Source organism: Archangium lipolyticum (assembly GCF_024623785.1).
GTDB lineage: Bacteria > Myxococcota > Myxococcia > Myxococcales > Myxococcaceae > Archangium > Archangium lipolyticum.
Window position 1 is genome coordinate 65,096 of the sequence record NZ_JANKBZ010000011.1, and the last position, 24,163, is coordinate 89,258.

The window sequence follows — 24,163 nt, forward strand, 5'->3', positions numbered from 1 at the left end:
TCCGAGTGAGGTCAGCGCCGGGTCTTGGCTACACGAGAGGCCGCCGACTTCTTCCGTGCGGAGACCTCGCGAGCCGCGGGTTTGCCCTTGGCCTTGGCCGAGCCCCGGGCAGGCACCTTGGCCTTGGCCAGGGTCTTCCTGGCCGGAGCCTTCTTGGCCGCCGCCTTCTTCGCGGGAGCCTTCTTGGCCGCCGCCTTCTTCGCGGGGGCCTTCTTGGCCGCCGCCTTCTTCACGGGAGCCTTCTTGGCCGCTGCCTTCTTCACCGAAGCCGCCTTCTTGGCCGCTGCCTTCTTCACCGGAGCCGCCTTCTTCGCGGGGGCCTTCCTGGCAGGAGCCGCCTTCGTGGCCGCAGCCGCCTTCTTCGCGGGGGCCTCGCGGGTGGTGGCCTTGGCCTCGGGCGCCGCCTGGGCCTTCACCGCGCCATTGGCGATGCCGCCCTTGCGCTCGGGCTTCGCCGGAGCCGGCGCTTCCTCGATCTCGACGGACCCGACATCGTGGACGTCCTCATCGGCATCCTCGTCCTCGTCGGCATCCTCGATCTCGCTGGACCCGACATCATGGACGTCCTCGTCGGCTTCGTCCTCGTCGTCCGCCTCGATCTGGACGACGTTGGACTCGACGATCTCGCCGTCGGTGGTATTCGACGCGGCTGCCTTGCCGTCCCCGGGCTCAGCTACCGGGGCAGGCTCGGGCGAGGCGGCCTCCGGAGCGAGCCGGTTGAGGCTGTCCTGCAACTTGGAGATGCGCGCCTCCAGCTCCTCGACGCGGGCCCGATCCTTCTCCACCACGTCCGGGGGCGCCTTGGCCACGAAGTTGGGGTTGTCCAGCTTGCGCTTGATGCCGCCCACTTCCTGCTCGGAGCGGGTGATCTCCTTGCGCAGGCGCTCGCGCTCGGCGTCCACGTCGATGAGGCCCGCCAGCGGGACGAAGACCTCCATCTGCGGACCCACGAAGGCCGCGGACTGGGCCGGCTTGGGACCGGGGGCCGTGACGCGCAGCTCGCCCAGGCCGGCCAGCGGCATCAGGTAGCCGCGCCACCGCTCGAGCAGCTCGCGGGTGCGCTCATCGGGGCTCTGCACGTACGCGGTGATGCGGGCCGAGGGCGGCAGGTTGCTCTCGCCGCGGATGTTGCGCAGGCCCTCGATGGCCGCGATGACCGGCCCCATCTCCGCCTCGGCGGCGGCGTCCTCGAGCGCCGCATCCGGCTCGGGGAACGGGGAGATCATGATGGACTCGACCGGCCGGGACATGGGCAGCTTCTGCCAGATCTCCTCGGTGATGAACGGCATGAACGGGTGGAGCAGCCGCAGGATGCGGTCCAGGCAGAAGACGAGCACCGCGCGGGTGTTGTCCTTGGCCTTCGGGTCCTCGCCGTAGAGCGCGCTCTTGGCCAGCTCGATGTACCAGTCGCAGAACTCGGCCCAGAGGAACTGGTAGAGCGTGGAGGCGGCCTCGCCGAAGTTGTACTCCTCGAGCGACTTGCGGGTCTCCACGGTGGCGCGCTGCAGCCGCGAGAGGATCCACCGGTCGGCCAGGGTGAGCTCGCGGTCCTTGATGGAGCCGGTGCCGAGCTGGAAGTCGCCCATGTTCATCAGGGCGAAGCGGCTGGCGTTCCACAGCTTGTTGGCGAAGGCCTTGTAGCCGGCCACGCGGTCCAGCGAGAGCTTGATGTCACGGCCCTGCTGGGTGAGGGCGGCCAGGGTGAAGCGCAGCGCGTCCGCGCCGTGGGCGGGCATGCCCTGGGGGAACTTGTTGCGCAGGTTCTTGGCGAGTTGCTCGGCCGGGGCGCCCTGGATGATGTCGAGGGGATCGATCACGTTCCCCTTCGTCTTGGACATCTTCTCGCCCTTCTCGTCGCGCACCATGGCGTGCAGGTAGACGGTGCGGAAGGGCACGTCCTTCATGAAGTGCAGGCCCATCATCATCATCCGGGCGACCCAGAAGAAGAGGATGTCGTGGCCCGTCTCCATGACGGAGTTCGGGTAGAAGGTCTTCAGCTCGCCCGTCTGCTCGGGGAAGCCCAGGGTGCTGAAGGGCCACAGACCCGAGGAGAACCACGTGTCGAGCACGTCCGGATCCTGCTCCAGGCGCGAGCCCTGGCACTTGGGGCACTGGGCCGGCGCGGCGCGAGCGACGATGGGCTCGGCGCGCGAGTAGTCGATGCCGCCGGTGGCCTCCAGGCGCGGGCTGCAGTCGGCGCAGTACCAGGCGGGAATCTGGTGGCCCCACCACAGCTGGCGGCTGATGGTCCAGTCGTGGATGTTGCGCATCCAGTGGAAGTACGTGTTCGTCCAGCTCTCCGGGACGAACTTCGTGCGGCCCTGCTCCACCGCCTCGATGGCGGGACGGGCCAGGGGCTCGATCTTCACGAACCACTGCGGAGACAGGCGCGGCTCCACCACGGTGCCGCAGCGCTGGCAGCCGCCGACGGACAGCTTGTGCGGCTCCTCCTTCTCCAGCAGCCCCTGGGCCGTGAGGTCCTCGAGGATCTTCTTGCGCGCGGCGTACCGGTCCATGCCCGCGTACGCCCCACCCTCCTTGTTCACGCGCGCGGCCTCGTCCAGGACGCTGAGCATGGGCAGCTGGTGGCGCAGACCCGTCTGGTAGTCGTTGAAGTCATGGGCCGGCGTCACCTTCACCACGCCGGTGCCGAAGGCCGGGTCCACCAGCTCCGCGTCGGCGATGATGGGGATTTCGCGGCCGGTGAGCGGCAGCACCACGCTCTGGCCGGCGAGCCCCGTGTAGCGCTCGTCCTCGGGGTGGATGGCCACGGCGGTGTCGCCGAGCATCGTCTCCGGACGGGTGGTGGCGACGGTGAGCTTCCGGTCGCTGCCCTTCACCGGGTAGTGGATGTGCCAGAGCGAGCCCTGCTTCTCCTCGTGCTCGACCTCCAGATCGCTGAGGGCGGTGTGGCACGAGGGGCACCAGTTGATGAGCTTCTGGGCCCGGTAGATGAGGCCCTCCTCGTGCAGACGCACGAAGACCTCGCGCACGGCGGAGGAGACGCCCGGATCCATGGTGAAGCGCTCGCGGCTCCAGTCCAGGCTGGCGCCGAGCACCTTGTGCTGCTCGCGGATGCGGTTGCCGTACTTGTTCTTCCACTCCCAGACGCGCTCGAGGAACTTCTCGCGGCCCAGGTCGTGGCGCGTCTTCTTCTCCTTCTCCTTGAGCTCGCGCTCCACCACCATCTGCGTGGCGATGCCGGCGTGATCCGTGCCCGGTACCCAGAGGGCATTGAAGCCGCTCATGCGCTTCCACCGGATGAGGATGTCCTGGATGGTGGCGGTGAGCGCGTGGCCCAGGTGCAGGCTGCCCGTCACGTTGGGCGGCGGCAGCACGATGCAGAAGGCCGGCTTGTCGGAGGTGGCCTCGGCACGGAAGTAATCACGCTCCAGCCAGTGGGAGTACCAGCGGGCCTCGACCTCTTTGGGGTCATAGGCCTTCGGAAGTTCGGTCGTATCGCTCATTGGAAATGAGAACCGGCCCACGCGGGCCGGCGGCGGAGGACCGGCCCGACGAGGGCCGGTCGGGGTGAAGAAGACGGATGATGACGCTTCGCGCTCAGTGCTTCGTCTCGCGGTCCTTGATCAACCGCTCCAGCTCCTCGCGGATGATCGTCTCGGCCAGCTGGGGCACGACTTCCCAGGCGATCTTCTCGATGACCTCGCGGGAGGCCTTCGAGAGGGCCTCGCGCAACTGCGCCTCTCCCCCATCGGCGGAGGGAGCGGGACGGCGGGCCTCCACGGCGACGGGGGCCGGAGTATGAGCCGGAACCGGCGCGGCCTCCTCCACGGAGTCATCGAGCGAGAGATCCTCGAGGCCACCCGCCTCGGGGGTCAGCTCCTCGACGGGAGCAGCGGGCTGGGCCGCGGGAGCACCGAGGCCGAACGGATCCTTGCCCCGAGCCGAGACAGGAGGGGCGGACCCGGGCAGCGGCGTGGCACCCGGCGGACGAGGCAGGCCACCCGGCCCACCCGGAGCGGGAGCGCCCGGCCCCGGCATGCCCGGACGCGCCATGCCCGGAGCCCCAGGCCCCGGCGGCATTCCCGGCCCCGGCATGCCCGGACGCGCCATGCCCGGAGCCCCAGGCCCCGGCGGCATTCCCGGCCCCGGCATGCCCGGACGCGCCATGCCCGGAGCCCCCGGCCCCGGCGGCATTCCCGGCCCCGGCGGACGCATGCCCGGAGCACCCGGCCCCGGCGGCATTCCCGGCCCCGGCATCCCGGGACGAGCCATTCCTGGAGGAGCGCCCGGTCCCGGCGGCATTCCCGGCCCTGGCGGACGCATGCCCGGAGCGCCCGGTCCCGGCGGCATTCCCGGCCCTGGCGGACGCATGCCCGGAGCGCCCGGTCCCGGCGGCATTCCCGGCCCTGGCGGACGCGCCATGCCCGGAGCACCCGGTCCCGGCGGTACACCCGGCCCCGGCGGACGGGGCGCGCCGGGCCCCGGAGGACCCGCTGGACGCTGCGGCTGGACGGGAGCGGCGGCGGAGGGCGTCACCTGGGTGGCGGCGGAGGCGGGCATGGTGTTGGACTTCTGCCCCACCAGCGCCTTCACCTTGTCCAGGAGTACCTGGCTCTCGAAGGGCTTGGTGATGTGGTCGTCCGCCCTGGACGCACGCGCCCGAGCCTCGTCGAAGGCCTCGAAGGTGCCGGCGAGCAGCAACACGGGGATGCCCTGCGTGGCCGGATCATTCTTGATCGCCTCGCAGACCTCGTAGCCGTTCTTGCCCGGCATCATCACATCCGCGAGCACCACATCCGGGCGCAGCTCGCGGGAGCGCGTGATGGCGTCCAGCCCGTTGTCGACCGCGGTGACCTGAAAGTCCTCGGTCGCGAAGATCATCCCGATCACCTTGCGGATGGTGAGCGAGTCATCGGCGACCAGCAGATTCTTGGGCATCGGTTTCGGGCCTCGGGGGCTGCAAACCCCCTGGAATTCGTTGAGAAATCGGGACCCTGGGTCCCAGTGTCAGGCCGGGCAGCTTACGGTTCGACACCCGGGCCTTCAAGAAAACAAGCGGAAGCTCAAGAAAACATGTGCTTCAAGTCCAGAAAGAGCACGGGAGTTGGCAATCCCGGGGCCAGGAACTCCCCCGGTTCCCCAGCGGGCTCGAAGCGGGGATGGAAGCCCAGCACGCGCGAGGCGCACAGCCCCAGGTTCCGGCCCCCCAGGTCGACGAGGACGAGGAAGCCCTCCGGGGTAGCCGGAGCGCCCAGGAGCGCCGGAGCGGAGTAGATGGGCCAGAGCGACTGGGCATGGGGGTAGACGCCCGCGACCGCGCCCCCCTTGCCCGGCAGGGCACTGAAGGACGGCCCGCGCGCCACCACCTGGGACACCAGGGTCAGCGGGAGGCCGAACAACCGCCCCTGCGATTCGAAGACGAGCGAGCGCTCGGGCGAGCCCTGGAAGAAATGCACCGGGTGCTCGGGTGGGGGGTGCACGGTGCCCGGCCCGTGGGGCAGCGCCTCGGCGGTGAGCTCCAGGTAGAGCCGCTCCTTGTGCAGCACGGCGCTGCGGCTGAGCGCGGCCAGCGTGTCCCCCAACCCCGAGGGCAGCAGGAAGTGGGGGGACTGGGCCGCGTCCACCACCTCGACGATGGAGCGCACGCGCACCGCCAGTGTGGGGCTCACGTCGAACACCACGACCATGCCCGGACCCGGCTCCGGATCTCCGCCGAGCAGCACGGACAGATCCTTCACCTCCAGCACTCCACGCAGGCTGGTCTCATCGGGGCCCGGCGCGGCGACCTCCATGATGGAGGTGGCCTCGACGGAGAAGCGCGTCTCGCCCGCTTCCATCAGCAGACAGAGCCGGCGTCCGCTTTCGTAGGGAGGCACGGGGGTAGGCTAGCAGCCCCTGGGGCTTGGTGCTAAGCCCTTCGTGATGGCGCGCATCCTCCTTTTGGATGACGAGAAGCTGGCCCAGACCCTCTACGGCGACTACCTGCGCGCCGTGGGGCACGAGGTTACGGCGGTCTCCAGCATCCAGGAGGCCAAGGCGGCACTGGCCGACGGCCGCTACGACACCGTGGTGACGGATCTCATCCTCCCCAGCGGTGACGGAATGGAGGTGCTGCGCCACACGAAGGAGCACCACCCGGGCATCGAGGTGGTGGTCATCACCGGCCTGGACAAGGTGGACCCGGCGGTGCGCGCCATCAAGAGCGGGGCCGCCGAGTACCTCGTCAAGCCGGTGGCGCCGGAGGTGCTCCAGCACGCGGTGCAGCGGGCGCTCGCCACGCGCGAGCTGCTGCGGGAGAACGCCGCGCTGCGCCGGTACGTCTCCTTGTTGGAGACAGGACAGCGCATCTCCACCACGCTCGACCGGAGCCGGTTGGCGGAAGCCGCCTGTGCCTCCTTCCTGGCCATGGGCTCGGCCGACGCGGTGATGCTGTTCGAGCACGACAGCACGGGCCGTCCGCGGCAGTTGGGCGATCAGGGCGTGGCTGGCGCGCTCCGGACCTCCCTGGTCCCCGTCCTCACGCCGCACCTCGGGACGTCCCGGGAGACGCGCGTGGTGGAGGAGGTGCCGGGCCCCTGGCCGCGAGCCCTCGTGGTGCCCGCGCTGGACGGAGAGGCGCTGCTCGGCCACGCCGTGCTGTTCTACCCCGGCTCGCCGCCCGAGGGCATCGCCGAGGCCACCAGCTTCCTCGCCCGCTGCCTGGCGCTCGCCCTGCGCAACCTGGGCCGCATCGCCGAGGTGGAGGACCTGGCCTACCTGGACGATCTCACCCACCTCTTCAACACCCGCTACCTGCACCTGGTGTTGGATCGCGAGCTGAAGAGCGCCCAGCAGACGCAGGGGGTCTTCAGCCTCCTCTTCCTGGACCTGGACTACTTCAAGACCATCAACGACACGCACGGGCACATGGTGGGCTCGCAGGTGCTGGTGGAGATGGCACGCGTGCTCAAGGGCTGTGTGCGGGACCACGACGTGGCGGTGCGCTACGGCGGGGACGAGTACGTGGTGCTGCTGCGAGGCACGGACTCGGGCGGCGCGTTGAAGGTGGCCGAGCGCATCCGGCGCACCGTGGAGAACCACCGCTTCCTGGCGCGTGAGGGACAGTCGATGTCGCTCTCGACGTGCATCGGCGTGGCCAGCTTCCCCGAGCACACGCGGGACAAGGCCACGCTGTTGGACCTGGCGGACCGGGCCATGTACCGGGGCAAGAAGGGCACCCGGAACGTCGTCTACATGGCGGCGAGGGATCTGGAGGCCACCCCCGAGGCGCGCCACAGCCAGCCCACCGGGAGCTGAGCGCCGGGCTCAGCGCCGCAGCGAACCCACCGTCATCCGCTTGTCCAGGCCGGAGGAGTCCGCCCGCGAGCGGCTCTCCCCCCCCTCGCCCGCCGACTCGACGGCCTCGTGCGGGGCGCCGGAGACGATGAGCCGGAACTTCTCGGACATGACCTTGATGTGCTCGGCCTGGGCGGGATCCAACGTGGCGATGAGCTGCCAGAAGAGCGCGGCGTGCTCACGCTCCTCGTCCATGACATGCCGGAGGATGGCCTTGGCCGCCTCGTTGTCCGTGGCCTCGATATGGGCGGCGTAGAGATTGATGGCGTCCAGCTCCGCCTCCATGTCCAGACGGATGGCACGGGCCAGCTCCGAGTCCGTCAACTTCCTGGGCACCATCGAGTGGAACGGATTGGTCTGCGGCATGGAAGACTCTCCGAGGACATACGGCCAGTATGAGCGGACCGTGTAGGCGCCCGGGAGCATCCGTGTCCCGGGGGCCTCGGTCAACGGAATCCAGCGCCTCGCGTTGCGGCCGGGCGGGTGGCTCGGCCATGCTGATGAACCATGGACATCCCGGCCCCGCTCGCGCTCCTGCTCCAGTCGTTGGAAGCGGGAGACCTGCCGGCGGCGAAGGCTGCCGCCGCGGAGCTGCAACGGACCAGTGCCATCACCACCCAGCTCGCGGCCGAGGTCCTCCACGAGCTGCGTCAGCCGCTGTTGGGCGTGAAGGCCTATACCCAGCTGCTCACGGAGGAGATCGGCACGCGAGGCCCGCTGCGGCAGATGCTGGCCCAGGTGGAGCGGATGGAGCAGATCATCTCCGACTTCACCCGGCTGGCCAGCGAGCGCCCCGCGCCGCAGCAGCGGGTGCCGCTGGTGACGCACGTGCAGGCGGCGGCACGCGCCTTCGCGCTCAACCCGGACTCGTCGCGCATCTCGCTGCAGCTGGAGGCGCCCGATGCACCGCTCGAGGTGCAGGGCAACGGCCGGCTGTTGGAGCAGCTCACGCTCAACCTGCTCAACAACGCGCGCGACGCGGCGACGGGGCGGGGGCTGGTGAAGGTGGTGCTGGGGCGCGAGGGGCGGTCGCCGGTGATGTACGTGGCGGACTGGGGCCCGGGGATTCCCGAGGCCGTGCGCCACCGCCTCTTCGAGCCCTACGTGACGGGCAGCAAGCGCGGCACCGGGCTGGGGCTCGCGGTGTGCAAGCGCATCGCGCAGGAGCACCACGCACAGCTGGAGCTCGTGCCGGCCTCGGTGCTGCCGGACCAGCCGCCGCCCACCACGGTCTTCCGCATCCTCTTCCCCGCTCCGGACGCCGTCCCGGTCGCCGCAGCCCGCGCCCCACTCTCCCCCTCCCCTGCCCCCTCGCGCCGCCGCCTGCTGGTGGTGGACGACGAGGAGATCATCCGCAGCGTCTTCAAGGACCTGATGAGCCGGGAGTGCGAGGTGCTCGAGGCGGCCAACGCCGAGGAGGCGCTGGCGCACCTGAAGCGCGAGCCGGTGGACCTCATCGTCACGGACAAGAACCTGCCGGGCCTGTCGGGACTGGAGCTGGCGCAGCAGGCACGCCGGTTGGATCCCAACTCGCGCGTCATCCTGATGACGGGCTATCCCTCGCTGGTGACGGCGCAGCAGGCGCTGGAGCTGGGACTGCTGGACTACCTGCTCAAACCCTTCGACGACATCCGCGAGGTGCGCGCGAAGCTGCGCGAGGCCCTCTCCCACGCGCCCCCGGCCCGTCCAGGGCTGCGCCCGGGGAGCAGCCGGGTGGACGTGCTCGATGACAGCCCCGCCTCGGCGCGGAGGGCCACCGAGGCGCTCGCCCAGCTGGGACTGGAGGCGCGGGTGCTGACCACGGCCTCCGAGGAACCCACCACGGACCCCCCAGCGGCGGTGGTGGTGAGCTGGGACCTGAGCACCGCCTACGGACGGCAGGCACTGGAGCTGGCCCGGAAACAATCCCGGGGAGCCCCCTTCGTGGTGCTGGCCGAGTACCTCTCCCAAGAGACGGTACTGGAGGCCCTGCGAGCGGGAGCCGCGGGGTGCCTGGCGCGAGAACTGGAGGCACACGAGCTCAGCCACGAGCTCTCGCGAATCCTGGGCCACGCCTCCCCCTCTCCCTCTGGGAGAGGGCCGGGGTGAGGGTATCCACCCCTCGGGTTCCACCCCTGAAAACACCGCGGCCCCGAGCGCCTCCGTGAGGAAGTCACCCGGGGCCGAAGCATCAACCCGACTCAGACCGTCTCAGTACTCCAGGTCGTCGCCGCCGTAGTCCGGGGCGCCGCCGGCGGCCGCGCCCTTGGCCTTCTTCTTCGGGCGCTCGGCCACCATGGCCTCGGTGGTCAGGAGCAGGGAGGCGACGGAGGCCGCGTTCTGCAGGGCGGTGCGCTCGACCTTGGTGGGGTCGATGACGCCGGCCTTCTCGAGGTCCTCGAAGACCTCGGTGCGGGCGTTGAAGCCGTAGGCGCCCTGGCCCTCACGGACCTTGTTGATGATGACGGGGCCCTCGAGGCCGGCGTTGGAGGCGATCTTGCGCAGCGGCTCCTGCAGGGCCTTGCGGATGATCTCCACGCCGAAGTCCAGCTCACCGCCCAGCTTGAGCGTCTCCAGGGCGCCCAGGCAGCGCAGGTAGGCGACGCCGCCGCCGGGGACGATGCCCTCCTCGACGGCCGCGCGGGTGGCGTGCAGGGCGTCCTCGACGCGAGCCTTCTTCTCCTTCATCTCGGTCTCGGTCGCGGCGCCCACGTGGATGACGGCGACGCCACCGGCGAGCTTGGCCAGACGCTCCTGGAGCTTCTCGCGGTCGTAGTCGCTGGTGGTGGTCTCCATCTGGCCGCGGATGAGCTTGATGCGGCCCTCGATGTCCTCGCGCTTGCCGGCGCCATCGACGACGGTGGTGTTGTCCTTGTCGATGGTGATGCGCTTGGCGCGGCCGAGGTCATTGAGCGTGAGGGCCTCGTACTTGTGGCCCAGCTCCTCGCTCACCACGGTGCCGCCGGTGAGGGTGGCGATGTCCTTGAGCATCTCCTTGCGGCGGTCACCGAAGCCCGGGGCCTTCACGGCGGCCACGTTCAGCACGCCGCGGATCTTGTTGACCACCAGGGTGGCCAGGGCCTCGCCCTCGATGTCCTCGGCGATGATCAGCAGGGGCTTACCGGAGCGCGCCACCTGCTCGAGGATGGGGATCATGTCCTGCATCGCGGAGACCTTCTTCTCGCTGATGAGGATGTAGGGGTCGTCGAGGACGACCTCCATGCGCTCGCGGTTGGTGACGAAGTACGGGGACACGTAGCCGCGGTCGAACTGCATGCCCTCGACCACGTCCAGCGTCGTCTCGAGGCCCTTGGCCTCCTCGACGGTGATGACACCCTCCTTGCCCACCTTCTCCATGGCGTCGGCGATGATGTTGCCGATCGTCTCGTCGCCGTTGGCGGAGATGGTGCCCACCTGGGCGATGGCCTTCTTGTCGGAGGTGGGCTTGGAGAGCTTCTTCAGCTCGGCCACCACGGTCTCCACGGCCTTGTCGATGCCGCGCTTGAGATCCATGGGGCTGTGGCCGGCGGCCACCAGCTTGAGACCCTCCTCATAGATGGCGCGGGCGAGCACGGTGGCGGTGGTGGTGCCGTCGCCGGCCTTGTCGGAGGTCTTGGAGGCAACCTCCTTGACCATCTGGGCGCCCATGTTCTCGAACTTGTTCTCGAGATCGATCTCCTTGGCGACCGTCACACCGTCCTTGGTCACCGTGGGCGAGCCGAACGACTTCTCGATGACCACGTTGCGGCCCTTGGGGCCCAGGGTCACCGCCACCGCGTCCGAGAGGATGCGAACACCGCGCAGAATGGCCTCTCGGGCCGACTGGTGGAAGAAGATCTCCTTCGCTGCCATCGTAACCTCCTGAAAAGATTGAAGAATGGACTACGCAGGCCGGACGTACCGGGGTTAGCACTCGGCCCAGGCGAGCGCCAAAATAAGAGCCGGGCCGGGCTTGTCAACACGGAACGCAGGGGCTGTGGGGGACAGGACGGCCCGGACGCCGGGTGGGCTACTCGGCGAAGCGCACCAGGTTGAGAAGCTGATTGAAGTCCAGGGGCTTCTCCAGGGTCATGGCCACGCCCTTGCGCAGACCCTTGTCCTGGACGTTTCCGTCGGCATTGCCCGTCATGAGGATGACGGAGGTGTTCTGGTGACGGGGGTCGGCCTTGAGCATGGCGGTGAACTGGATGCCGTCCATGTGGGGCATCCGGTAGTCGCTGATGACGAGGCCGACCTCGTGGCGCTCGAGGATGTCGAGGGCCTGCAAGGCGTCTGCCGCGGAATAGACGGTGTACCCGTGCTTCTCGAGGAACCGAGAGAGCAGCGTGCACAGCTCGACGTCATCGTCCACGACCAGAATGTTCACGGACCCTTACGAGCGGGAGACAGGGGGGCGCGGAACGTAACAGCCGCTCCGCACGTTGACAACGCGCGGAAGGGGTTCGTATGTGGCCGCGCATGGGGAAGCGTACGTCGAAACAGGCGGCGCCGTCGGACGTGGAGGTACGGCTCGACGGGGTGGCGGAGGCATTCGAGGAAGGAGCCTTCGAGGAGGCCCTGGCCGGGGTGGAGCGACTGCTGGCCGAGGCGCCCGAGCTCCCGGAGGCCCTGCACTGGCGTGCGGCGGCCCTGGTGGAGCTGGGGCACCTGGAGGAAGCCGTGGAGGCGTACGGGCGGGCCCTGAAGGTGTCGCCGGACGACCTGGAGCTGCTGTTCGGGGCCGCCGAGTGCCTGGTGGGCCGGGCGGGAGACGAGCGCGAGGCGGTGGAGGAGGGCCTCGCCCTGTGCGCGAGGGGCCGGAAGATGGCCCAGCGGGCGGGCGACGTGGAGCTGCTCTTCGAGTTCCTCCTGCTGGAGGGCACGGGGCTGAACCAGGTGGGCGAGTGTGTGCAGGCGCTGGCGAGCCTGGAGGCGGCGCTGGGGCACATGCCGAGGTCGGTGGAGGCGAGGCTGGAGCGGGCCATCGCCTTGTTCGAGCTGTGCCGGTTCCCGGAGGCGCAGGCGGCGTTCGAGGAGGTGCTGAGGGACGCGGCGGACGAACCGTGGGCGCATCACTACTTGGGGCTGCTGGCGGAGCGGCGGGGAGACGGGAAGGAGGCGCGCAAGCGGTTCGGGAAGGCGCAGACGCTGGCGCCGGAGGAGTTCCCCCCGCCGGTGGAGCTGGGCGAGGAGGCGTTCGACAAGGCGGTGGAGGACGCGGTGAAGGCGCTGCCCGGGCACGTGAAGGAGTACCTGGACAACGTGACGATCGCGGTGGAGGAGATTCCGAAGGACGAGGACTTGCTGGGGGAGTCGCCGCCGCTGTCGCCGTGCATCCTGGGGGTGTTCCGGGGCTCGCCGGTGGGAGAGCGGAACAGCATCCTGGGGGGATTCGATCCGTACCCGGCGTCGATCGTGCTGTACCAGAAGAACCTGGAGCGCTTCGCGAAGACGCGGGAGGAGCTCATCGAGCAGATCGGCATCACGGTGATGCACGAGGTGGGTCACCTGATGGGGCTCGACGAGGACGATCTGTGGGAGCGCGGGCTGGACTGAAGGGCGGCGTTGACGCGGGAGGCGGGGCCCGGCAGTAATCGCGAGTGGTAGGACCTCCGGACCTGGTGGCCGGCCCGGTCTTCAAAACCGGTGGGGGGCATGGAGACATGTCCCTGGGAGGTTCGATTCCTCTGTCCTACCGATCCTTTTCTCCGCTGAATTCAAGGGCTTGTGGCTGTTGGACCGCTGGGTCCAAGTGTTCGGACGGGTACGCAGGCGTTCAGTCGATTACGTACAGCTTGCGTACAAGATGGCGCGGACCTCCGCCTCGCGCGATTGCCGGTGGGTGACCATCAACCCCGGTGATGTTCAGCCGGTTCGCGACCGCCCCCCGCTTGTGCCCACCAGCAGAGACCACTATGGTCGCTCCGCGCTCTTCGGTCTCCCTCGAGATGGGAGGGAGAAGCACCGACCCAATCGGGCCCGTGCTTCTCTTGCGGCACACGCCAGAACGTAGTTCCCAGGCTGTAGTGGGGCTCTTTCTGGATCTGCCAATCCCTCGCTCCTCGGTCCGAAGCCGCCGCGGCTACGTCGGCATCGGTGCCGTCCGCTGCGGGGGGCCGTGTGCGACATAGGGCTTGGCCCCCATCATGAATTGAGCGCCTCTCTGGGAGAGGAGCGCTCTCGTTGATGAGGGATGAGCAGATGTCCACGGAAACCCCAACCCAGTACGAGACCGAGCGACCTCTCACTCAGGTCACCCTGCCTAAAGAGCCATCGCGCGCCCACCTCACGGAGCGGCTCGTCCGCGAGTACGAGATGCGGCCTGAGCACGCGGCCGCCATTGGTCGCGCTCTCGTCGACCCCACCGCCGTACGACGACAGCTCGATTCTCCCCTGATCAAGCGGTTCCCCGGCGGCGTCGCGAAGTTCCTCATCGCCGACGTGTTCACGCCGATGATCTCGGTGAACCCGGTGAACCCCCGTGAGAGAGAACGCCGTGCCTACCCCGTGTCGGGAATGGGAGGAGGCGCGAAGAACAAGACCCTGACGGTGGAGGCGGACAGCACTAACACCGCTCTCATCCTCACTGGTGATAGCCCCGAACACGTCGAGGAGATCCTACGAGACTCGGCTGCCCACCTGCGTCACCAGAATGCGTCCCTCGGGGAGGACATCGGGGTTGATGGCGCCCTTGAACCCCTGACGGTAGCACTTACCGAGATCCGCCATCGGGACGGCGCCGACAAGGTCGTCGCGCTCACCGCGATGGACGGAGCAACCCGCGTGTCCTGGTGCCACCAGTTCACGTCCTTCGACTCGGCTGACGTGGTGTACCGACTGACCAGCGCGGACCCCCGCACCTGGCGTGCTGAACTCGGACGCATCACCGCCATTCAGAACCGGCCCCTCGGAGAAACAACGTTCGAGGAGCGGCGAGCGCACCGTGCGCTGGTCGCGCAAGCGAGGATCCTGCTCTCAATCGAGCCCGTGCGGCCAGGCGCGGTGGTGCCGAGCATCGTCGAGGCGATAAGGGCGATCCTGGCCGAGATCCACGTCGCGCCCCCGAAGGGTTGGCCCGAGGGGTCGCAAATCGACGAGATCGCAGACAAGGTTCTCGACCTTCTGCTGGACGCAGGGCGAATCACCGAGACCGAGCGTAACTACCTCATGGGGATGATCCCGCCCGACCAGCTCAAGCGCCATGGGTTCTCGGTGTACCCCGATGTGCGGGCGGCCAAGCTTCTGCGCGTCTTCCATGACGAACGCAATAGCGCGGTGATTTCGGCGGCGGTCCGCGGACTCGGCGAGAAGAAGCGGCTGGCAAAGGACGACAAGATCAAGCTCGCCGCTGAGTTGATCATGCGCCCCTACCGCCACATCTATCGTCGGCCGGGGAATGACCTGCTCGTCCATGCCGTGCGCTCGGCCGTGCAGCGCACCTTCACGCTGCCGGGCGTCCGCAAGAATACCTCGTGGGAAATCAGTCCCCGCGCGCTGGAAGAGGCGCGCCTCGCGGAACTGAGGGACGCAGCTCTCGCTGAGCTGCGCGCGAATCCGAGCAGCGAGGAATTGGGAGCGGCTCGCCTGGAGCTGGGCATCCTCGCCTCCTACTGGCTGACCGCCACCCGAGCGTTGCAGCGCGATACGCCCCAGGACACGCGGGGTCCGTCGGCCATCATCGTGCGGATGCTGCGAGATGAGCGCGGCATCCACCAGATCTACCAAGTGATCGTGGACGGACGTCACGAGCCCTCGAACATCAGCCGGGCCGCTCGCCGAATCCAACTCGTGGAGAAGAACGGCGACAAGCAGGTGGACTTCATAGAGCTCGCTGGCGGTGACTACGAGCGTGTAAACGACGACTGGATCCGTCACTCGTTCCACGAGGCCCAGAGCGCTCCGGTGCCCCAGAAGAATCTGCCGCCCATCGACCAGATGATGGAACTCGTGCGGCAGGCCACCAAGCACGGGCGTGAGCTGAAAGAGCTGATGGACAAGATCGTAAAGGTCAAGGACGAGCACGGAGACATCATCGCGGAGAGGTATGGGGTTCCCCGTCCCCAGGAAATCGACATTGAAGATGTCCTCAGGGACGCGGCCGACAACTTCCGGAGCTGGATCCGCCAGCACGAAAGATCGAGCCGCGTCATCGCGTCCTCCGACGAGCATCTGCGCAGCGACGAGCAGGTCGGCTAGGTGGGGCGGAGGCGAGCATGAACCAACAGCTCTATCTCCAGTCGTTTCAGCTTACGCGCGGATGGGGCCGGGAGGCGCTCAGTGAGGCAATTCCCGGCTGGATGGTGGCCGAGCTGCCCGTGTCCACCGGTATCTACATCACGTGTGGCTTCGACCAACTCGTGCGTTACGTGGGTTCCGCCCACCGCCCGGGTGTTACTCACGGCGTGTACCGGCGGATTACTGAGCACCCAGTGCCCTGGCAGCTCCAGTGGGAGTGGTTCTGGATTATCCCGCTCAGGAACGAGACCCCGCTCGACGTTGTGCGCGCCATCGAGGGTCAAGTGATCGACCTGCTCAATCCCCCGATGAACCGCAAGCGCCATCCGCTGAAATTCGTACCGATGTACCGAGAACTCAAACGCCACGCGGACTCGCAGGCCGCATGACCGGGAGGTTGGCGGCGTCGCTCACCTTGGTCGCCACCATCCAGTAGGCCCGTGCGCTCCGCAGTTCAACGACGGCGGCCCTCTTCCCAGGGTCGCCGTTTATTCTTTCAACCCCTCCAGCCAACCGCCTCTACTAATACACTCAATGGACCTCCACGCCCGTGGCTGTCCGACCGCTTCATCCCCTTCATACGTCTTGCTTCTACGGCACCGAGCAAGGGCAGCAGCCGAGTCTCAGCCTTCCTTAGCGGTCTGTTGTAGTTTCTTGAACTCGTGGTCGAAGTAACTCTTGACGTCGGGGAGTTCGCGCAGATCCATCACAATGGTCGGCGCCCCGACCCGAAGCACACGCTGGTGATCGTAAACCGACAGAATCGCCCACCGCTGGTCAATCAAGTACAAGGCATAGTTCGGCCTCTGCTTGAGCCAGAAGACCTTGATGCGATTTTTGTTGGCGCCAGCGTGTTCGGCGAAGCCACGCAGGCGCGTGGCAGTGTTCCGTACCTTTCTCCTCAGCTCTTCCTCGTCGACCGGTTCGGTAGGGTCATCATACATAGTGTGAAGCTGCTTGATCGTCGCATCATCGTCGGGGTCGGGAAGGTAGATCGTCAGAGAGCTGCTCGGCTTTTTGAGGAAGTTGATTAGTAGGTGCTCGTAGTTGCCGAGCCATGTGTGAGCGTAGTTGACCACGATCGTCTGCTCGCGCTCCGCTTTCGACAGCCACTCGTTCCAGTCCACCTGCCGGAACATTTGGTAAAATCTGACAATCCCTATGGCATTGTTCTCGCCGAGCTTCGTTTCAATACGATCAAGCCGTTCGGAAAGCTCCGGCGGCATAGCAGGCGGAGGCGGCATGTGAGCCACCTTGTCAGCGGCGTCTGGCGCAATTCCGACCCATTTTGCAAAGGCGTAGACGGTGCAAAATGCTAGTAGCGCGGCGGCCAAGTTGGGCAGCAGGTCTAGGAGGAAGGACACGAACTTATCGCCGCCCGAGATATCCGCATTCGGCTCCGGATGTTTGGACGGGGCAAGGAAGTAGTAGATTGCCAACAGCAACCCGGTCAGAAGGAGCCCGACCACAAAGTAAAACCGCCGCGCAACATCATGCTTGGAGTCGTCGTTCATTGTGGGCACCTAGTGTACCCATCTATTGTCGACTTGGCGTCACTCTTATGAACCGTTCTCGCCGAGCCCACTGTTGTTGGCAGGGGCGGAGCCGAAGAAGGTGCAGACGCCAGTCGCCCTATCCGCTCCATCTTCCGAAATCCGCGGGTGCCGATGGGTATCAGCTCCTGAGCCCGGGAATTCCTCCCGGCCACAGCCAGGAGCCCCTCATGGTCTTCCTCCCCATCATCGCCAACAACCTGGGCAAAGTCGCCGTCGCGGCCGCCACCACCCTGGGCCTCGTGGGCTACGTCAATCGCGAGCGGATCGGCCGCTGGCTTGCGGACGAGTCCGACGAGCGGAACCAGGAGCGCCCCCAGGACTCGACGCGAGTGCTCGAGACGGCCGATAAGAAGCACGCGGAGCTGCTGGACAAGCTCGCCCTGAATACCGCCGCAGTGACCGAATTCAAAGGGCTCATCAAGGATGTCCACGAGGAGCTCGGCTCCATGGCCGAGAACTTCCAGGGCGATCTGGACGCGCAACGGAGCGAGACGCGGGCGCTCGGCGAGGAGTTGCGTGCGGCCGTGGCGGACCTGGCGCGCCGTCAGGACGCGGTGGAGCAGTTCCTCCACGGCAAGGACCGGGGAGAGGTCTTCGCCGTGCCCGGGCGCCAACGCACCGTCGAGACTCCGCCCAGGCAGGAGGAGACGGCCAAGAGGCCGGCCACCACCGGCAGGCGGAAGGGGAATGGGAGCACCGCACCCGAGACGCGCGCGCCCTGACGCACTCCCTCGCCCTCTCGCGGCTGCATGCCGGTGGTAGCCCACGAGCGCCCCGGCTTCTTTTGCTCCGAGGGGAACTCACGCTGCAAGCAGAGACAGGCGAAATAGGCGCTGCCTGTCCCAGTACGTTGAGCGGGATTCGACAGATACCTGACTCCCGCCGGTCCCGTCCACAATCCCCCCCTGGCCCCTGCCGTGCCTTCATTTCAGCTCACTGATTGAGTCAGCTTCTCGCGACATCCCCAATCATATTGCCTGTACTCATTAAATGAATCCAATTCGCCACAGCCCAGGCAACGCCTAAAAAGGTAAGAACGTAGGCCCCAATGTCCGCCGTATCCCCCCCTAAAGCTTCTGGGGGTGCTGTCAGCAGCCAACCAACAACTCCAGGCACTGTACGTGCAATACCACCCACGATTGCCTGGGGCCAATTAATGACACCTCCTTGCTGATTATGAACATAAAGATCAAACAAAACAAGCAAAACAGAGTGCACACCACCACTAATCATCGCAGCAATCGACACCGTCAAAGCCAAATTATCACCAAGCTGCGCCCTAAATAATCTTCTCAACAAAACTGTCGTGATGGCAGCGAAGGCAAAAAAAGAACTCGTCATATTAGCATTAAAATTTTGCCGCAGACGCTTCAATTTGTCTTTTTTTGAAGAATTACTGGAATCAGCCCCAAATCCATTGGGATTCCCCCAAGGACCCTTGTTAGGGTCATCACCAGGAGCATCACCTCCAGACATCACCGACTCCTCGTCGCCTGCCGGATAAGCAATGACAATGGCACGCTTCATTTGGGCCTCCGCGGAGTTTACATTCGCCTTGGGATTGAAGCGCTTGAACAAATCTCCCGCTTGGGCTCTCACCAGCGACGTCCCTCCATCCCCGCTTTCCGATGAAGGGTTTTTCTTTGGGGCATTATCGGCGCGAGCACTCTGAGACAGATTTATCGCATAAATCGTGAGTCCTGCCACCAAGGCAATCGCAAGACCCACAAAGGAAATCGCAAGACCCACAGGACCCATCAACGCTGATATAGCCACTACCGCCGGAAGCCCGCGCCCAGAAGGATCTGCGAACATAACCGGATTGCTATCTACATAATTGTATCGATTGAAAAGCTGATTTTTATCCCTGCTGATGAACCTTTTTATCGCCGGATCGTAATAGCGGGTGCGCAAGTAGATCAGACCCGTTTCGCCATCCGTGTATTCACTGGTGTATTCAAATGGATTACTCCTAATACTCAATGCGCCTACGGATTCGTCGCGCGGCTGCGGCTCCCGTTGCTGCCCGTAAGCCTCATAGAAATAGGTCTTCTCCAGTTGCGATTCCTGGTTGGCGATCGCAACGATATCCTTGTGGTCCTGCATATAATTTTGGACTTCGGTTCCCTCCCTTGCCCGAACTAGCCGGACATATCGCTTCGCGCCAATCATCAAATAGGAACTGCTCGCGTCACCTTGAATCTCATTGACAATATTGGCTAAACCATCCGCATCGTAATAAAAGCAGATGGGCTTACTTCCCGATACCGTCTTGCTCTGGCGCATTCCGTTGGGATAATACATGTACTCCGCATCAACCTGGTCTTTCGTGCTCTTGTATGCCACCAACCGGTTCTTCTCGTCATAGAAGAAGCAGCGTCCCATTCCATCATCGATCAGATTGCCATTGTCATCGTAAATCAACATGCGATCGCCACTCGGCGACGCTATTTTGATCAACTTGTTGTCGGCGTCATAGAAATACGACGTCGTGATTACCTTCCCATCTAACCCATCAACGATCTGCTCAATGGGATTGTTTGCTGCGTCATATCGATAGCGGACAGCATGCATTGAATTTCCAGCTTTATCCACCACCTTTTCCCTAACGACCTGATTCAGACTATTATATTCGTACTCCACCGAGCGATTGACATCAGCATTATTGGGGGCGATTGTTGAGCTATAGCGAATCATGACGATATTCTGCGTCACGTCGTCATATTCATTCTCGACTTTCAGCAGAACATTGCCATTTTTATCGGTCGTGGTCAGGCACACCACCTGCCCGTAGCCGGTATAGCGATAGCTGTATTCGACTCCATTGCTCATTCGCACTGATTTGATTTGCGCGGATTGGCTCGGGTCTTCTGCAAGCGTGTAGTAACTGATAGAGATCGCATGCGCGGTGCCTTCCATCCGTGCGCCCTCCAACCTCCCGTAATCATCATAATCGTACTGGGTTGTCTGTCCTAGCACGTCCGTAAACTGGCTCAACAGGCCGGCCCGATTGTATGAGTACGAAACCTTCTTGCTGTCAGGGTAAGTGACCGACTCGATTTTGTCGTCCAGGGTATAGGTGTATTGCATTTTTCCTGTCGATTTCCCGTCACGGAATGCTTCGACAGAATGCAAGGCATGAGTCAACGGATAATAATCGAATCGTGTCTCGTGTCTCACGCCGTCCTTCCCGACATAGACTTCCGAAGCGACTTGGCCATCCATGTAATAGGAGAACTGGAAGACGGTACTCGTATAGTCCTTGCAGGCGATGAGCCTTCCTGCCGCATCATAGGTATATTCATACTTTTGGCCTAGATTGTTTCGCTCCTGAACAAGCCGATTCAGGTTATTGAATACAAACACATCGGACCTGGCAGAGTCCAACAAGCCCTGGCCTTGCACAACGGCAATCTCTTGGGACGCCGTATTACCAAACAGGTCTCTTGTAATAGAGCACCTGCCAACAATCTTGTCCGAGCCCTCCTGACGGAAGCTCGATACATGCAGATCAATGTCATACCCGATCCACGCCTTACGCCAAGCTTGCTCTGCTTTATCGCCTAGCGTCGTTGATATAACGCGTTGATATGCATTAAAACGAGACGTTTCGTAAATCTTTTTCCCAGGCCTTGATGAGGATAGGCTCAAGCCATTGACCGCACGCTTATCATTGAGCCAAACGGCATTGGCTCTTTGATTGTTCAAGAAAATTCTTTCGTCTTGAGCGACAACATCGGCCTCATGTCGAATGACATCCCCCAACGCATTGGTTTCCGAAACAAGCAAGCCGCGGTCATCGTACTCAAACGAGATTCGCGATTTTTCGCCGAGCACACCTTCTATATACGCGCGTTGCCCTTTGTCGTTGTATCCCGCACACCAAAATGTCCGCTCGCCCCCATTTTCACCCAAATTATCGGCATGCCTGAGCATGTTGCCAAATCCATCGTAATACTTATAAATCTCGAACCCGTTAGCGTACTTGGTTGTTACTTTATTGAGTTTATCGTCATAAACCCAATTCGTACTCACACCTAGCGGATCGACTTCCGACAACATGCGCCCAAGATCATCGTATGTATAGGAAACAGTGGCACCTAACGGGTTTGTGGTATTCAAAAGCCAACCCGTGACAGCATCCCTTCTGATGATGGATTTGCAATCTTGCGCATCCGTATGAGTAACCATCAGAACCGCGCCATTTAAGACATATTCGGCCGAGCTTTTTGTGCTTTCCAGCTCATGTGATTGGCCATCCATCCATTTCAGTTCTTGGAAAATGACGCGTCCCTGATCGTCATAATCATACAAGACCATCTTACTGGCCTTGAAGGTCTCGCTATTTCCGTCCATGACAACAAAACCATTGATGGACGACTGTATATTCTTTCCACTAGCAGTCAGGGTGTTCGCCAAGCGCCTGATCACTGGTTGAACTGATGGAGCGCCATCCCCGGACGTATAGTCGAACACATCCTGCCGCAGAATCAAACCGTAATTGTCATAATCATAGACAGTGACCACCCTGCTTCTGATCGTGAACTCTCCTTCATTACTGTTGCTTTGGTATTCCTTGATTTCGACCAAGTTCCCATAATCGTCCAAATCCGTTTCATTTTTGTACGTCCGCTTTTCACCCTGATTGTTGTACACATGAACCAGGGAGCATTTCGGCTCCTGATAATTCAGTGGCAGCCTATCATAGGGCGGAAAGTATCCTTTTTCATCCTGTCCACAGTAGGTATTGATTGCATGATTGAGCAACTTACCCGGGCTTGCCTTCGAGTAAATCTTCTTTTCAAGCTCAAGATGCAAAAAGTTGTAGTAGTATTCCGTTACAAATATGCCGTCATCGACCTGGGTAACATAACGAAATTCGTTGTCGCCGCTTTGTAGCAGGGGATCCTGACCGTTCGAATCAAGAGAATACTTGGGGTAGCCAGTGTAATTGCCGATGACGCCATGGTGCGTCCGCTGCGGATCATAATATTTATATTTAACTATCCGGGCTTCGCCGCCATACTGCGTGCTTGTCGACAAAACGGCATCGATGTTGATTGAGCTTTGCCCGCGAACCTTGGCTTTCACTGCCGTATAGTCATACGAGATTGCCACGCCGTTGGGGTACTCGATCTTGGAAATCAAATCGCGCCGTTCGTTTCCGCCATTATTTGTAACAATGGTTACCCTTCCAAGAGGATCCTTGTAGCCTGTTAGCAAAAAGGAAGTTGGGTCTACCAGGTAGGTGAACTTGATGGCATTCCCAGCGCCAGCCGGGTAGGCTACTTCAAGACCACTTGACACAGGAGTTATGGTGATTTCCTGACCATGGGAGTTGACGATTTTTGCCAACCTGCTGTTATAGACGCCGGCATTGGTATGATAATAGAACTTGACGTGATTGCCAAACCGATCGTCCATTCCAATCAGCCGGCCATAAACGTCGAAATACTGTGTCGTTCCGTCATTGAACTCTAAAACATCGGTGTATTGCTGCGATTCATCATACGGAAACTTCTTGTTTCTGTGGTGGAGCTTGGCGTTTTCTAGCTTGTAATATTGCATCCCAGATGAAGTGCCTACATCCAATGCATAAGATTGCTCGCCATTGATATAGATGCGGCCGTCCGCGATGTAACTAAACAAGTAACTCCATCCTATTGGCAGTCCAAGCAGCTGCCTTCCAGACCCGACGTTACTCTGGGCATAAAATATCGATGGCGTAATGTTCCCGCCAAAGAAGCCAGAAAGAGAGGGGGGAGCAATGCAAATTTGCAAAGTGCCGGTTCTGGGGTTGACCTCGAAATCCAGCGCGCCTTGGAAGTTTGCAGCATTGGACGTCACACTGGGATTGGCAGTGGTGGCGTTCGCGTCATTGATTCCCTTGACCTGTTCCAAGGTGTCGATTGCCGCTTTTTCTGCATCCGGTGTTTTTTTTCCAGCGCCTTGATCGTCGGATGATTGCATGACTCTCTTCCCTTGAGTGAATAACAACCAGCGTGCTCGATTAACTGCGAATGCCCCAACACGTATTTTCAAGGAGCCCCCCATCCCTATGAAGAGAGGCTCCAACTCTTACTTTTGTTAGGCGCTTTTGCTGTTGACCTACCGCCAGTCCAAATGGAACTTCAGAGCGGTCACGCGATCGCCGATCTTGTAATATATTCCAGCTAAATTTACCGGCATGCCGCCATTGCCAGACGACAAGTTCAAAACAGTTGCTTTCAAAACTTTTGCGTCTGGGACAGGCGTGCCTGCTTGAAGGTGTTCGAGACCAAAGTTCGCGTCGAAGAAGGTTAGTGGCGCAGTTCCTGGGTCATGGTCAGGACGCTGATGGGCTTGTAAACTATTGAGGTAGATGGTTCCATTAGCCGGAATCTCTACAGGCGGATTCGCGCGTCCGCCCGATCCACCATACACAGCGTTACCTACCTGAATGGAATCAATTTCCAAGCCAGATCTAACAATCATGGTTTTTTGCGTATTGGTATCCAACTCGGCATATAATGCCTCGACAGACCCAAACAAAAGCTGGTTACCCCTTTCGTATTTGCTATCAAATATGATTTCAAAATTTATTCCATCGACATAGGCACCACTGTGTATATCAATGAATTTCACCGGCAGGTAAGCATCCAGCATCGGCAATTTGCCATCATACACTCCTACAGAAATAGGTTGACCATTGATGTCGGCTTCGAGCCATTGAAGAACCGCTGACTTGCCGTTGAGTTCTCTTGTTTGGATTTTTTTGATATAAAATACGCCATCATCAGGTAGAATCGCCGATGCAACGCGCCCTCCTCCAGGGCCCCCGTACTTCTTGCCATCAATTTGGATTGCGTCGATCCGTGTGCCGGTCCAAAAGACAACTTCTTTACCTGCACCATTATCTGGTACAGCCTGCGAGTTCCCGCCGGTACCACCAAAATACATTGTGCTAGTCATGCCACCTCCCGAGATTTTAAAAAGAATAAGACCATAAGGCTTGGCGCCTTACAAGTCGCCGCGCAGCTACTATCGGGCGCGGCACAGGTGCTCCTCGTCGTTCTCCGCGAATCACTGATCCACCAGGTTGGATATCGCGCGCCCCTCCTCTTTCCGGTAGACGA

General features: G+C 62.9%; 15 protein-coding genes and 1 tRNA gene. 7 read left to right on the forward strand and 9 right to left on the reverse strand.

The window, feature by feature from the left end; genetic code table 11:
• Nucleotides 1–11 precede the first annotated feature (11 nt).
• The 3 genes from NR810_RS23645 to NR810_RS23655 form a co-directional block, all read right to left on the reverse strand.
• Nucleotides 12–3,467: a valine--tRNA ligase gene (locus NR810_RS23645; protein ID WP_257455592.1), complete on the reverse strand. Its 3,456-nt coding sequence runs from the start codon at nt 3,465–3,467 to the stop codon at nt 12–14.
• Nucleotides 3,468–3,561: 94 nt separating this feature from the next.
• Nucleotides 3,562–4,902 (reverse strand): response regulator, encoded by a 1,341-nt coding sequence (locus tag NR810_RS23650; RefSeq protein ID WP_257455593.1) that lies wholly within the window; start codon nt 4,900–4,902, stop codon nt 3,562–3,564.
• Nucleotides 4,903–5,027: 125 nt separating this feature from the next.
• On the reverse strand, nt 5,028–5,840 hold the full coding sequence (locus NR810_RS23655; RefSeq protein ID WP_257455595.1) for a chemotaxis protein CheW: 813 nt from the start codon (nt 5,838–5,840) through the stop codon (nt 5,028–5,030).
• Between the two features lie 46 nt (nt 5,841–5,886).
• Between NR810_RS23655 and NR810_RS23660 the strand changes: the two genes are divergently transcribed.
• Entirely contained in the window at nt 5,887–7,260 is a 1,374-nt protein-coding gene (locus NR810_RS23660) for a GGDEF domain-containing response regulator (RefSeq protein ID WP_257455596.1), read from the forward strand.
• A gap of 9 nt (nt 7,261–7,269) precedes the next feature.
• On the opposite strand, the gene NR810_RS23665 is transcribed toward NR810_RS23660, so the two are convergent.
• A complete protein-coding gene (locus NR810_RS23665; RefSeq protein ID WP_257455597.1) occupies nt 7,270–7,665 on the reverse strand; it encodes a demethoxyubiquinone hydroxylase family protein in 396 nt (131 codons plus the stop codon).
• A gap of 141 nt (nt 7,666–7,806) precedes the next feature.
• Here NR810_RS23665 and sinK point away from each other — a divergent pair, with 141 nt between their 5' ends.
• Nucleotides 7,807–9,387, forward strand: a complete 1,581-nt coding sequence (gene sinK, locus NR810_RS23670) for a hybrid histidine protein kinase/response regulator SinK (RefSeq protein WP_257455598.1) — start codon at nt 7,807–7,809, stop codon at nt 9,385–9,387.
• A gap of 102 nt (nt 9,388–9,489) precedes the next feature.
• On the opposite strand, the gene groL is transcribed toward sinK, so the two are convergent.
• Together groL and NR810_RS23680 are read right to left on the reverse strand one after the other, a co-directional pair.
• Nucleotides 9,490–11,130, reverse strand: a complete 1,641-nt coding sequence (gene groL / locus NR810_RS23675; protein ID WP_257455599.1) for a chaperonin GroEL — start codon at nt 11,128–11,130, stop codon at nt 9,490–9,492.
• A 157-nt stretch (nt 11,131–11,287) separates the two neighbouring features.
• Nucleotides 11,288–11,644, reverse strand: coding sequence for a response regulator (locus NR810_RS23680; RefSeq protein ID WP_204227676.1), 357 nt, complete (start codon nt 11,642–11,644; stop codon nt 11,288–11,290).
• Between the two features lie 92 nt (nt 11,645–11,736).
• Between NR810_RS23680 and NR810_RS23685 the strand changes: the two genes are divergently transcribed.
• The 4 genes from NR810_RS23685 to NR810_RS23700 all read left to right on the forward strand — a co-directional run bounded on the left by NR810_RS23685 (nt 11,737) and on the right by NR810_RS23700 (nt 15,881).
• On the forward strand, nt 11,737–12,813 hold the full coding sequence (locus NR810_RS23685) for a metallopeptidase family protein (protein ID WP_257455600.1): 1,077 nt from the start codon (nt 11,737–11,739) through the stop codon (nt 12,811–12,813).
• A 46-nt stretch (nt 12,814–12,859) separates the two neighbouring features.
• Nucleotides 12,860–12,956, forward strand: a tRNA-Sec gene (locus NR810_RS23690).
• A 502-nt stretch (nt 12,957–13,458) separates the two neighbouring features.
• On the forward strand, nt 13,459–15,453 hold the full coding sequence (locus NR810_RS23695; protein ID WP_257455601.1) for a hypothetical protein: 1,995 nt from the start codon (nt 13,459–13,461) through the stop codon (nt 15,451–15,453).
• A 17-nt stretch (nt 15,454–15,470) separates the two neighbouring features.
• The gene (locus NR810_RS23700; protein WP_257455602.1) at nt 15,471–15,881 is read left to right on the forward strand and encodes a hypothetical protein; all 411 of its coding nucleotides are present in this window, start codon (nt 15,471–15,473) and stop codon (nt 15,879–15,881) included.
• 234 nt (nt 15,882–16,115) lie between these two features.
• Here the strand turns inward: NR810_RS23700 and NR810_RS23705 are convergent, their stop codons facing one another.
• The gene (locus tag NR810_RS23705) at nt 16,116–17,006 is read right to left on the reverse strand and encodes a hypothetical protein (RefSeq protein WP_257455603.1); all 891 of its coding nucleotides are present in this window, start codon (nt 17,004–17,006) and stop codon (nt 16,116–16,118) included.
• Nucleotides 17,007–17,215: 209 nt separating this feature from the next.
• Here NR810_RS23705 and NR810_RS23710 point away from each other — a divergent pair, with 209 nt between their 5' ends.
• Entirely contained in the window at nt 17,216–17,770 is a 555-nt protein-coding gene (locus NR810_RS23710) for a hypothetical protein (protein ID WP_257455605.1), read from the forward strand.
• Between the two features lie 223 nt (nt 17,771–17,993).
• Here the strand turns inward: NR810_RS23710 and NR810_RS23715 are convergent, their stop codons facing one another.
• Together NR810_RS23715 and NR810_RS23720 are read right to left on the reverse strand one after the other, a co-directional pair.
• The gene (locus NR810_RS23715; RefSeq protein ID WP_257455606.1) at nt 17,994–23,018 is read right to left on the reverse strand and encodes an RHS repeat domain-containing protein; all 5,025 of its coding nucleotides are present in this window, start codon (nt 23,016–23,018) and stop codon (nt 17,994–17,996) included.
• A gap of 138 nt (nt 23,019–23,156) precedes the next feature.
• The gene (locus tag NR810_RS23720; RefSeq protein ID WP_257455607.1) at nt 23,157–23,999 is read right to left on the reverse strand and encodes a hypothetical protein; all 843 of its coding nucleotides are present in this window, start codon (nt 23,997–23,999) and stop codon (nt 23,157–23,159) included.
• Between the last annotated feature and the right edge of the window lie 164 nt (nt 24,000–24,163).